The organism is Ornatilinea apprima (genome assembly GCF_001306115.1).
Classification (GTDB): domain Bacteria; phylum Chloroflexota; class Anaerolineae; order Anaerolineales; family Anaerolineaceae; genus Ornatilinea; species Ornatilinea apprima.
Genome location: NZ_LGCL01000003.1, coordinates 47635 through 59639, shown reverse-complemented (window position 1 = coordinate 59639; position 12005 = coordinate 47635). Strand labels below are relative to the sequence as shown.

The 12005-nt window shown below is 54.1% G+C and carries 13 protein-coding genes; all 13 read left to right on the top strand.

Annotated features, from left to right (window positions below; genetic code table 11):
* Positions 1–113: 113 nt before the first annotated feature.
* The 13 genes from ADN00_RS01315 to ADN00_RS01260 all read left to right on the top strand — a co-directional run bounded on the left by ADN00_RS01315 (position 114) and on the right by ADN00_RS01260 (position 11835).
* Positions 114–965 carry a helix-turn-helix transcriptional regulator gene (locus tag ADN00_RS01315; RefSeq protein ID WP_075061154.1) on the top strand — a complete coding sequence of 284 codons (852 nt, stop codon included), beginning with the start codon at positions 114–116 and terminating at the stop codon, positions 963–965.
* 135 nt (positions 966–1100) lie between these two features.
* A complete protein-coding gene (locus ADN00_RS01310; protein WP_075061153.1) occupies positions 1101–1304 on the top strand; it encodes a hypothetical protein in 204 nt (67 codons plus the stop codon).
* Entirely contained in the window at positions 1288–1509 is a 222-nt protein-coding gene (locus ADN00_RS01305) for a hypothetical protein (protein ID WP_075061152.1), read from the top strand. The genes ADN00_RS01310 and ADN00_RS01305 overlap by 17 nt, the downstream gene beginning before the upstream one ends.
* On the top strand, positions 1506–4163 hold the full coding sequence (locus tag ADN00_RS01300) for a DUF3854 domain-containing protein (protein ID WP_075061151.1): 2658 nt from the start codon (positions 1506–1508) through the stop codon (positions 4161–4163). The genes ADN00_RS01305 and ADN00_RS01300 overlap by 4 nt, the downstream gene beginning before the upstream one ends.
* Positions 4156–4395, top strand: coding sequence for a hypothetical protein (locus tag ADN00_RS01295; RefSeq protein WP_075061150.1), 240 nt, complete (start codon positions 4156–4158; stop codon positions 4393–4395). Before ADN00_RS01300 ends, ADN00_RS01295 begins: the two co-directional genes overlap by 8 nt.
* 253 nt (positions 4396–4648) lie before the next feature.
* Positions 4649–5443, top strand: a complete 795-nt coding sequence (locus tag ADN00_RS01290; protein WP_075061149.1) for a winged helix-turn-helix transcriptional regulator — start codon at positions 4649–4651, stop codon at positions 5441–5443.
* The gene (locus ADN00_RS01285; protein WP_075061148.1) at positions 5440–6594 is read left to right on the top strand and encodes a recombinase family protein; all 1155 of its coding nucleotides are present in this window, start codon (positions 5440–5442) and stop codon (positions 6592–6594) included. The genes ADN00_RS01290 and ADN00_RS01285 overlap by 4 nt, the downstream gene beginning before the upstream one ends.
* Positions 6573–7124: a hypothetical protein gene (locus ADN00_RS19640; RefSeq protein WP_152966212.1), complete on the top strand. Its 552-nt coding sequence runs from the start codon at positions 6573–6575 to the stop codon at positions 7122–7124. Before ADN00_RS01285 ends, ADN00_RS19640 begins: the two co-directional genes overlap by 22 nt.
* Positions 7013–7996, top strand: coding sequence for a diphosphomevalonate decarboxylase (gene mvaD, locus ADN00_RS01280; RefSeq protein ID WP_075061147.1), 984 nt, complete (start codon positions 7013–7015; stop codon positions 7994–7996). Before ADN00_RS19640 ends, mvaD begins: the two co-directional genes overlap by 112 nt.
* Before the next feature lie 121 nt (positions 7997–8117).
* Positions 8118–9188 (top strand): M50 family metallopeptidase, encoded by a 1071-nt coding sequence (locus ADN00_RS01275; protein ID WP_075061146.1) that lies wholly within the window; start codon positions 8118–8120, stop codon positions 9186–9188.
* 24 nt (positions 9189–9212) lie between these two features.
* Positions 9213–10301 carry a HEAT repeat domain-containing protein gene (locus tag ADN00_RS01270; RefSeq protein ID WP_075061145.1) on the top strand — a complete coding sequence of 363 codons (1089 nt, stop codon included), beginning with the start codon at positions 9213–9215 and terminating at the stop codon, positions 10299–10301.
* Positions 10302–10316: 15 nt separating this feature from the next.
* Positions 10317–11495 carry a peptidase MA family metallohydrolase gene (locus ADN00_RS01265; RefSeq protein ID WP_075061144.1) on the top strand — a complete coding sequence of 393 codons (1179 nt, stop codon included), beginning with the start codon at positions 10317–10319 and terminating at the stop codon, positions 11493–11495.
* Positions 11496–11538: 43 nt separating this feature from the next.
* A complete protein-coding gene (locus tag ADN00_RS01260; RefSeq protein WP_075061143.1) occupies positions 11539–11835 on the top strand; it encodes an acylphosphatase in 297 nt (98 codons plus the stop codon).
* Positions 11836–12005: the final 170 nt, after the last annotated feature.

Here is a 12005-nt window from a genome sequence, read left to right as displayed (position 1 = left end):
GTATCCATTCATCGTTGGGTTACCTGACACCTGCCGAGTTCGAAGCTGCTTGGCTGTCATCACAATCAGTGGTGGGTACCCCCTAAACTATCCCTGTTTTTGTGTCCAGTTTTATGGGTCCACCACACCTGCTCCGTGAAGAAGTCCTGGGCCTCAGAGGCCGGCTCGCCGATCTACTTGGTCAGGAAGATGTTTTCCAAGCCATTCTTTCTCAGGCACTCTATGAGAAACGCCTGCAGCGCCAGCAGGAATTCAAGGTCTGGCTTTCCAGCAGATTACAAATCTTTGGTTATCACGATCTGCCTTTTGGACCCGTTGCGGACGGCTCAAAGAAGATTGATGAACGGTTCGATTTCCCCATCAAAGGCACGCCGGCCCAGTTCGGGGTCATGCTTCGTCAATTCGCCCTGAACTTACGCGCCCAAAGCCAATACCAACAACTGGCATCTCAGATTCTGCTTCCAGGCAGCCGCAAAGATGCCGGCAGCATCTCTGCAGATGCCAACCCGGTTGAAGTGAAACTTATGCTTGCGAGGAATCTGTTAACAATCCATGCCCATGCCCTACCCTCAGACGGAACGCTTTTACGCGTTCGCCTGCACGGTGAAAGAACCCTCTGGAGTTTATGGGACGCAATCCGCGATGAACTGGAAAAATTGGGCTGGTTTTCCTTGCCAGAGCTTCCTGAGATTCCTGCTCCCGTGGAAACCAAACCCGAGTCTCAACCACAGGCAGCCAGCACTGCGGCAGAAATCTGGTTAAGCATTCCGGATATCGGCGCTAACCGCGAGATCCTGCGCCACTGGCACAAAGGATTAACCTGCGATCAAATCGCGGTTCGGGTAAGCCTTTCGCCAAAAACAGTCCTCAACCGGGTCAATCAACTGCGTAAAGAACATGGGGCTGAGGTGGTACCCTATCGGAAATCAGGTGTTTTCCAAAATTTTCGGAAAAAGTCATCTTAAACCTATATCCTTGACCATTGGGATATGGAAGTGATAAAGAGGGATATTGCGGGTACTTGAGCGAAGGATATCCCAGGGCAGAAAATGGCGGCGTTGAACAAAACGCCGTCTTTTTATTTTGCCGAAAGGATACCTATGCTCAATCGTTTGAAAATCCTCTTAGAACAGCCGGAATACTCAGCCCTGATCCATCTGGCGGAGCAGGAACTGCGCACCCCGGCTGATCAGGCCAGGCTCATCATTCGCCTGGACCTCATCCAACGCGGAATATTATCCGCCGCGGATTGCCCATGCACACAACCACAGGAGAATGATGTTCGCCATGAATCATCCTGCTGAACCCCTCCAACTCTCACCGGAGGAGCAGGGAAGGTTGTTAGCGCGCGTCTACGCTTTCATCCTCAGTGATCAATTTATCGGTACACAACAGGAGCCATACAATCAATTAGGCAAACAGCCCACAAAGGAACGCAAGAAATCAACCACAGGAAATGCAACTGATATAGACGCAGAAACCATCGCTAACCAGGAGCCCAACGAATGAGTCTCAATGACCTGTCCCTTTCAGAAAAACACCTAAAGATGCTCGTTGAAGAATCGGGCATCTCTGACCAGGTCATTCGTGGACGCGGCTACCGTACGATCACCATCGAGGGTGACCTGGTTCAGTACGGCTTTTCGATGGCCCAGCGGCGCGTGCCCGGGCTGTTGATCCCACTGCATACCACCGATGGCAAGATCGGATTACATGTCTACCGGCCAGACAACCCCCGTATTTACGAAGACCGCAGCAAACGCGATTCAGATGGCTTGCGCCCGGTCAAGGTGCTGAAGTACGAAATTCCTAAGGGCACTGGTGTGCGGGTGGATTGTCCGCCAGCCTGTCTGAGCGGTCTCAAGAATCCTGCCATGCCGTTGTACATCACGGAAGGGCAGAAAAAAGGCGATGCTCTAGCCTCTGTCGGAGCGACTGCGGTTTGCCTGCTGGGTGTGTGGAACTTCAAAGGCCGCAACGAATTTGGTGCAACCACCATTCTGGCTGATTTTGATTTCATCGCCTGGGAAAACCGCTCGGTGCGCATCGTGTTCGACTCGGATGTGATGTACAAGCCCTCTGTCCGCCAGGCTATGGAACGCCTGACCGAGATCCTCCAACGCAAGGGAGCCACCGTTTCGGCCATCTACCTTCCCAACCATTCCAGCGGCGCCAAATGGGGAGTGGATGACTGGTTGGCCAGCGGTCATGATCTGAAAGACCTTGAAGCCCTGGCAGAACTCCCCCGCCCCATTCCCCAAGCCGCCCTGCCGACCATCGAGCTACTGGATGAACCTTCGCCCAATATCACCCGCCCGCTGTGCCTGGTGGGCAAGCACGCCTACGCAGCCACCTGGTTGCCGGTGCGCACCACCCGGCGTGAGGGGTTGGATAAAGAGGGCAACCTGGTTGCCCATAACCCGCCTTTGGTCGAAGAAAAACTGTGCCTGTTCATCGTCCGTAATGACGGTCAGGTCTTCGGAGAAATCAGCGATGGACAATCCACGCGTCCGCTAAATGATTTAGGGTTAAATACCGTTTTTCATGAAATCGTCCCGCTGGAGAAACGCTGGTCTACGCGCGGCGTGCGCGCTTACGTTCAGGGGCAGCGTCCCAATCCCATCGAGACCTTCTCCAAGATCGTAGATGTCATCAATCGCTTTCTCGATTTCGACCGTTCGCTTGGTGATCAGCAGTCGATGGCTGAACTAATTGCTTGTTATGTCATGGCTACCTATTTACTGGATGCCTTCAATGTGATTGGTTTCCTCTGGCCCAACGGGGGAGCTGGATCGGGAAAAACCAATCTCCTGATCGTGGTGACCGAAATGGCCTATCTGGGCCAGCTCATCCTGGCCGGCGGCAGCTTTGCCAGCCTGCGCGATCTGGCGGATTATGGCGCGACTCTGGCCTTCGACGACGCGGAGAACCTGGCCGACCCCAAAAAGACCGATCCAGACAAAAGAGCCTTGCTTCTGGCCGGTAATCGGCGCGGATCCACTGTCCCATTGAAAGAACCAGATGGACCAGGAAAATGGAAACTGCGCCATGTGAACGCCTACAGCCCGCGCTTATTTTCCGGGATCAACATCCCAGATTCGGTTTTGGCTACGCGCACAATCGTCATCCCTCTTATCCGCACTGCCGATAGAGACAAAGCCAATTATGACCCGCTGGATTATGCGCTCTGGCCGCATGACCGGAGAATACTGGTTGATGAGTTATGGTCTGTTGGATTGGCAAACATGTCCGTTTTACACAACTTTGAAATCCTTGTGGCCCAGAAAGCACGTTTGCGTGGTCGCAATCTGCAGCCCTGGAAAGCGATTCTCTCCATCGCCGCCTGGTTGGATAGCCTTGATCATCAACACCGCTTGCTGCGCTCTTCCATGGTTCGCAGCCAAGGCCAGGAACAGGTGGTGATTAGCGGCCTTTGGCAACGTTTAGAGGAGATCTCCTGGCACTACCAACAAGAAGAGACCGCCGAGCAGCAGTCCGGAGACATCGTTTTGTTGGTGCTGCAAGGGCTATGCAAACTCGCGAGTGACAAAAGTGACATTAAGGACAACAGTGACATCCATTCAGCCGCATGGACGTTTACGACATCTCAAATCACCGAAGCCGCCCAACAAGTTGCAGAGCAAATCGAAGCCGATATCGACCCAGAAAAGATCACATCTCGAAAAGTGGGGAGGTTGTTGGGGAAACTCAGGCTGCGCAAGGCGCGCGAAGGCGGCAAGGGAACGCGAATGTGGCAAGTCACCCTCTCCGACCTGAAACGGTGGGCAGCGGTTTACAACATCCAACTGCCAACTGGAATAATCCAGGATAACAATGTCACTCATGTCACTGATGGTCAAATGTCACAGGAAGCAGAAGCGCCCTGGTCAACCTGTGAAATCGCCATCCGGCTGCCTGCAGACAGCAAGCTGCCCACGATCGGTGGCTGCTGGCGGCGATTGTCAGACGGCAGGATCGAGGCTGGCTACAGCCCGGAGCTGCTGGCCATGGTGCTATCGATCTTCCTGGATAAGGATGTGGATGCCGAGAAAATTGGCAGCTCTTCCATATCGCAGTTGGAAGAACGATTGGCGATGGTCACTGGTGGGGAAGTCATCCACATCCACCTGCCAGAGAAATCCGAGAGAAGCGGAGATGAATGACGAATTTGTCCATGACCCGTACACAGCCCTGGCATTGGCCGTAATTTACCACGCTGTGTTGGACCTTGAGAGCAGCAATCCGGCTCGGGTGGCGGAAGCCCATGCCTGGCTGCAATTTGAGGGGATGAATTGGTGTCAGATGCTGGGCATCTCAGAGGAAGAGTTGGAATCTTGGGCAGCCAGTGGCTTTCCGCTGCCGCCCAACGCCCATCGCAATTGGCGTTATGGATGATTCGCCCGGCTGACTCGCTCCAGCCGAAATATGCTCAAATTCGATTGCTCGCATATTTGTTCTATGGTATATAATTTAACAAACATAGAGACGGTTCGTGCAGGTGTAGCGAGCACCTACACGAACCTGACCCCAACCACCGGCTAGAGCGGCAGTAGGGGCTGATCCTATTATAGTCGATCAGCCAGGATTCGCCCTCGGTGGGTGTCATTTCACCGGGGGTATTTTTCCCCCTCACCTAAGGAGGTAAAATTTGGCTGGTCTTTCTTTTATCCATCATCTTCGAGAAACCCTATCGGAGATCGAAAACAATTTGACGGATGGGATTGCCGCAATTAGTCCCTGGATAACCCCGCTTCCCAGCGCCGCTTTGGTGGCCAATGCGGTGGTACAGGATTTACATTGGAACCAGGCTTTGGGCTGGATTACAGCGGCGATCATCGAAAGCCTGGGGCTGACCACGGTCAGCACGAGTCTCCAGCTTTGGGATTACAACACCGCCAAACGGAAAACTGATCCAGGCGCGCCATTTATGTTGGCCGCTTTGCTGGTCGGTGTTTATCTTTTCTCCACCATCGGGTTAACCGTTCTGCTGGATATTTTCCCGGAAATGGGCCGTTATGCACCGGCGCTCTTTCCGCTTTTGGCACTAGTGGGGGCTGTCAACCTGGCACTGCGTTCTGGACATCGCAGGCGTTTGGCTGGCATCGCCCAAGATCGCGCAGACCGGAAAGCAGAACGACAATCTCTTCGTCCATCTGCAGGAAATTTGACCGATCTGCTTACGTCCAATACTACGTCTAATTCTGTCTATCCAGACAATTCGTTAGCCAAAGCCCGTCAAGCTCGGACAGCCATTCAGGGCAACCGTTTGGACAATCTTCTGACACTCTATCGTGACAATCCGACCATCGGTGTGACAGATGCAGCCCGGACACTGAACATGTCCCGGCAAACGATCTATACCTACTTGGACCGTCTCGAAAGCGACGGACGGATTCGGCGTAATGGGCATGGTATTGAGGTTATTGGGGAGGATGCAAAGTGAAGACAAAACGTGCAATCATTTATGTGCGGGTGAGCAACGATGAGCAAACCAAGGGTTACAGTCTAAAAACCCAAATTGAAGGATGCGAAAATTATGCAAATGAATTGGGGTATTCAGTCGTTGCAACATTTCAGGAAGATTACACTGGCACAGTTCTCGATCGTCCTACTTTAAATGAGGTGCGTCAATTCATCCTTGATGATAAAGAAATCGATGCCATGATCGTCTATGACCTCGATCGCATGGCAAGAAGATCCGTTCACCAGATGATATTGGAAGAAGAGTTACTCCGGCTCGGTGTGATCGTGGAATATGTGATCGGGCGCTATGAGGATTCCGATGAAGGCCGATTACAAAAACAAATCCGAGCTTCAATCGCAGAATACGAGAAGGCAAAAATTCTTGAGCGGAGTAAGCGGGGCAAAAGAGGAAAAGCGAAAAGCGGTTTTGTTCTGGTTGGCAGCCGGCCTCCTTATGGCTATAAATCCATTTCAGAACCGCATAAAACCTGGTTAGTCATTGATGAAGATGAAGCAAAAGTCGTGAAAATGGTATACGACTGGTTTTTAATAGGAGATGGTGACGAAAATCCATTATCAATTCGAGCGATTGCGTTCAAATTAACTGAGCTGGGTATTCCTACTCGCGGTGATAAAGTGAAGCATGTAGCCAAAAAATTTGGCCATGGAGTTTGGCAGGCGGCGATGGTCTCTCATATCCTAAAGAATGAAACCTACACCGGAACCTGGCACTTTGGAAAAACGAAAATGGTTAATGATGGTAAAGAGTCGACCCGGAAGCTTAAATCAAAACGAGGATTAGGTAAACAAATTTCTCGATCGAAAGACGAGTGGATTTCTGTACCCGTCCCAGCAATTATCGATCTGATCACTTTTAAGTTAGCGCAAAACCGGTTTGAAGTGAACAAAGCTCATTCTTGCGGTCCTAAACCGGAACATCAATACCTAATGGGTAAACGGTTGAAATGCAACCGTTATAATTATGGCTACCGGGGTCAATATCGCCGAAATGGAAATTGGTACTACCTGTGCAATGGAAGGCGTCAAGTCGTTTCTCGGTGTGATATGCCGTCTTTTTCGGGTCGACTAGTTGATGAAACGGTTTGGGATTGGGTAAAAACAAATTACTGAATGAAGATAACCTTTCTAATGGCTTGAACTATTACCAGGAAGAACAAGACAAAAACTCATCCCGGTGTTCGGAGATGCTAACCACGATTGATGAGCAGCTCGCAACCGCAAAAAAACAATTGGATCGACTGATCGACCTTTTTATCAATGGAGACATCCCTAAGGATCATTATGCTTCGCGGAAAACGAAGTTTGAGGAGTCAATTACAAAGCTGGAGGAAGAAAAGAAAGAGATTTCCAAGCAGTTGATCCCATCTCAATTAGCTCCCGAGCTGATTAAACAACTAAAAGAGTATTTCGAAACAATTCGCGACCGACTTGAAGATGCATCGTTTGAGACCAAGCGGAAGCTGATCGATCTATTAGATGTTAATGGTAAACTTGATATTGAAAATGGTGAAAGGGTTATTTACATAAAATGTCTAATCTCACCGCAACAGCGGTTGCAAATGCCAACATCGCATTCATCAAATACTGGGGAAATCGCGACGCCGCTCTGCGCCTGCCGTCCAACGGCTCCATTTCCATGAACCTGGGCGGCCTGCAGACCCGCACCACCGTCTATTTTGATTCGAGCCTCACTGCCGATACGCTCACGCTCAACGGACAGCGCGCCACTGGCCCGGCGTTGGAACGCGTCTCTGCCTTTCTGGATCATTTCCGCCACCGGGCGGGCGTGCAAACCCACGCCCGGGTTGAGAGTGAAAACAACTTCCCAATGGGCGCCGGCATTGCTTCCTCCGCCTCCGCCTTTGCCGCCCTGGCCCTGGCCGCGGCCTCCGCGCTGGACCTCAATCTGTCCGAATCGCAGCTCTCGCGCCTGGCGCGCCTCGGCTCCGGTTCCGCCTGCCGCTCCGTCCCCGGCGGTTTTGTGGAATGGCACATGGGCGATTCCGAAGCCGGCTCTTTTGCCGAAACCATTGCCCCGCCCTCGCATTGGCCGCTGGTGGACGTCATCGCGGTCGTGCAGGAACACCACAAAGAAGTCGGCTCCTTCCAGGGGCAGCAGCTTGCCCACACCAGCCCCTTCCAGCAGGCACGCGTGGAAAGCGCCGAAGAGCGCCTGCAGATCTGCCGCGCCGCCATCCAGCAGCGGGACTTTGACGCCCTGGCGCGCGTCGTCGAGCTTGACAGCAACATGCTCCATGCCGTGATGTGCACCTCAACTCCCCCGCTTCTCTACTGGCAGCCCATTAGCCTGCAACTGATGAAAGAGGTCATTCATCTGCGCGAGCAGGGCCTTCCCGTCTGTTACACCCTCGACGCCGGTCCCAACGTCCACATCCTGTGCGAACCCTCCGCGGTTTCCTCTCTGCGCGAGCGGCTTGTGCAGATTCCCGGCATCCTCACCATCCTCACCGCCCACCCCGGCGGCCCCGCCCGGCTGGTCAAATCTACATGAGCCACAATCCTTTACAACCTTGACCAGCTCCATCCCCAACCGGCAGAAAACAGATATAATTTAGGAAACAAAAACCATTCTCCGGCCTGTGCCGGGTGCTTTAGCGTTAAGTGAGGACAATATGATTATGATTGTAGAATTCATCCTGGCGTTCGGGATTCTGGTCTTCTTGCACGAATTTGGCCACTATATGATGGCGCGCCTGTCTGGCGTGGAAGTGGAAGAATTCGGTTTCGGGTTCCCTCCCCGACTGACTAAACTCTTCACCTGGAAAGGCACCGAGTTCACCCTTAACTGGATTCCCTTCGGTGCCTTCGTGCGTCCCAAGGGAGAAAATGACCCTTCCGTGGAAGGCGGCATGGCGGCTGCCAATCCCTGGAAGCGCCTGGGCATTCTCCTCGGCGGCCCGCTGATGAACCTGCTTACCGGTATTGTGCTCTTCTCGATTGTCTTCGGCCAGACCGGTGTGCCCGATTTCTCGCAAGTGCAGGTCGTCGACGTCAGCCCCAACTCACCCGCCGAACAGGCCGGCATGCTCCCCGGTGATTTGATCATCAGCATCAACGGCCAACCGGTAACCAGCATCGAAAACCTGGCGGCTGTCATCGGCGCCAACGCGGGCAAAGAGATCACGATAGAATACCTGCGCGAAGGCCAGGCGGCCACCATTACCGCCGTGCCGCGCGTCAATCCCCCCGCCGGTGAAGGTTCGTTTGGCATCTCGATGAGCAACCCGGTGATCAAAGCCGGCATCACCAAAACCGTGCCGTTTGCCTTCCGCATGACCTTCGAGCAGGGTAAGCAGCTCCTCCAACTGCCCGGACGCCTGATCCGCGGCGAAGTCAGCGGAGAAGAAGCCCGCTTTGTCGGCCCGGTGGGCGCGTACGGATTGTACGAGCAAGCCCGCGAAATGGACGAAGAGATGACCGCCACCCCGCAAGCTGAGACTGTCCCGGCCGTCAACACCCTGGCGCTGATGGGTATCTTAGCCGTTGCCCTCGGGCTCACCAACCTGCTGCCTATCCCCGCCCTGGATGGTGGACGCATCCTCTTCATCCTGCCCGAGCTGGTCACCGGCCGCCGCGTGCGCCCGGAGCTGGAAAATCTGGTCAACATGGTGGGGTTCTTTGCCCTCATTGCCCTGATGATCTACGTCACCGCCCAGGACATTATCAACCCCATCATTCCGTAATGGATTAATAAGGAAGCAGTTCAAATGCAAGACTATGATCAAGAAGAAAACAACCGGCAAATCCCTTTCAGCGAGGTCATCGAAGCCTTGCTGAATAATCAGCAGCCTTTTCCTGCCATCATGCTGCCCAGTTTCTCCGACCTGTCAGAAGAAAACCTGGCCGCGCTGCAGACCATCTGGCTGCAAATTCAACCGCAGCGCCGCGCCGCGCTGCTGGAAGATCTGGATGAAATTCAAGACCGCGACACCCTCTCCGATTTTTCCAGCCTCTCGCAGTTCGCCCTCGAAGATCCGCTCCCAAAGGTGCGCACTCAAGCCATAGACATGCTCTGGGACTGGCCGCAAAAGCAGCTTGCCCGCCAATTCATGCGCATGCTCGAAAATGACCCCGATGAAAATGTGCGCGCTGCCGCTGCCACCGCCCTGGGAAATTACATCTATCTGGGAGAATTGGATGAGTTCCCCAGCGATCTTTCCGTACAGATTGTCGAAACACTGGTGCGCGTTATTAAAGGAAAAGATGACAAGACAGTGCGCATGCGCGCCCTTGAGTCGGTCAGTTACTCCTCCAACGAAGCCATTCCCGCGCTGATTCAAGCCGCTTTTCAAGATTCGGACCGCGAATGGCTGATCAGCGCCCTGTTCGCTATGGGCCGCTCCGGCGATGAAGCCTGGAACCCCAACGTGTTGAGCTGCCTTGACCATTCCGTCCCCGAAGTTCAAGCCGAAGCGGTACGCGCCGCTGGTGAGCTGGAAATTCAGGAAGCTCGCCAGCCGCTGATCGACATGCTCGAAGAGTATGAAACCCTCGACGACAACGTGCGCATCGCGGCCGTGGTTTCTCTCTCCAGAATTGGCGGCGAAGGGGTGCGACAATCCCTCGAAGCCATGCTTGAAGAAATCAATGATGACGAAGAAGCCGACATCATTTCGGCAGCGTTGGAAAACCTCGACTTTGTCGACCTGGGCCTGCTGCCCGGCATGTTCGATTTCAGTCCAATCAGACCCCATGAAGATGATGAAGACGATTCCGACTACCTGGAAGATTGGGAATTGGACGATGAGAACGAGGAAGACTGGGACCTGGACAACGGCGCAGAAGAAGATGAATGATCATAGGGGCCTGGCATGAGAAAAATCCTGCTCTGCTGTTGGATTGCGCTGTTTCTTTTCACTACCGCATCGCCCGCGAGCGCACAAGGCACAGTTACATTTGGCGAAATACAAACCAACTATAATTTTGGCGACCAGGCCGTCTTTCAGGCCGACCTCAACACATCCGAATCCGTTCAGGAGATTGTGCTCTTTCTCGAACAGCCCGGCGAAGACACCCTCGTCCGGCCAGCTGTCATCACCCAAAACAGCCAGGCTGAAACCGTTTTAGACCTGAAAGAATACCCCTTGCGCCCCTTCGCGCAAATCACCTGTTACTTCCGTCTCAAAACACTCGACGGCCAATCCTTTGAATCAAACCGTGCGACCTTCCATTACACCGATAACCGCTTCAATTGGGACCTGCTGGAAGATGAAGACTTTCAGGTGTATTGGTACGGGCGCGGCATAACCTTCGGCCAATCGGTTCTCAACGTCGCCCGCGCCGGTCTTGAATCCGCCCAGCGCTATATCAACGCGCCCATGCCGCAGCCGCTGCAAATCTACGTCTACGATAACGCCGCCGACCTGCAAAGCGCGCTTTCGCTGGGTCTTCAAAACGCCTGGGTCGCCGGCCACGCCTCCCCCGATCTCAATACCGTGCTGGTTTCCATTCCTTCCGGCCCTCAACAGCAGTTGGAACTGGAGCGCCAGATTCCCCACGAAATTGCCCACATTCTCCAATACAGCCTGGTGGGAGATAAATACGCCCAGATGCCTGTCTGGCTGCTGGAAGGCACGGCCTCTCTGGCCGAGCTGTACCCCAACCCCGATTACCCGCGCGCCATCGTGGATGCGGTCGAATCGGGCAGCCTGCTGGCCTTCGACTCGCTTTGTATCACCTTCCCCCGCGACGCCTCCGGCGCGTTTCTCGCCTACGCGCAGTCCGAATCCTTTATCCGCTTCCTCTACCGCACCTACGGCACCAGCGGCCTCAGCGGTCTCTTCGAAGCCTACTCCGACGGGCTTGGCTGTGAAGAAGGCGCCCACGCTGCCCTCAATACCGGCCTCGACGAGTTGGAGTACCGCTGGCAGCAATCCGCGCTTGGCATCAACTCCGAATGGCTGGTGGTGCGCAATCTGTCGCCTTACCTGCTGCTGCTGGCCGTCCTGCTGGTCCCCCCGCTGGCTGTGGGGTTGACCAAACGCAAATAACTCACCCGCCAGTTTCATGGTGAGTGCTTCATGGAGGTTACTCATGACGAAATCGCAATTAGAAAAACGCCTGCACGCCACTGTTGAAGGCCAGGTGCAGGGTGTTGGCTTCCGTTACTTCGTCCTCGAAGCCGCCCAAGCCCTCAACCTGGTCGGATGGGTGCGCAACACCTACCGCGGTGAAGTCGAGCTGGTCGCCGAAGGCGCGCAAGAGCAGCTCGACCGGCTGCTGCGACTCGTCCAGCGCGGACCGTCCATGTCGTACGTCGCTAACGTGCGCGTCTCGTGGGAAGAGCCTACCGGTGATTACGACCGCTTTCAGGTGGTTGCCAGTCTCTAATGGCGATCCTTCCACACCCGCCACAACCGCCCGCCATCTTTGAGATAATTGCAAGCTGGAAGGCAGATCATCGCCATCGTGAAACGGTTCGATGGACAAAGATAACCCTTGAAAGTTGTCTCAATCTATTGACTTATTCCGCCGAGCGCTCCACAGCTACCCTCTTCCAA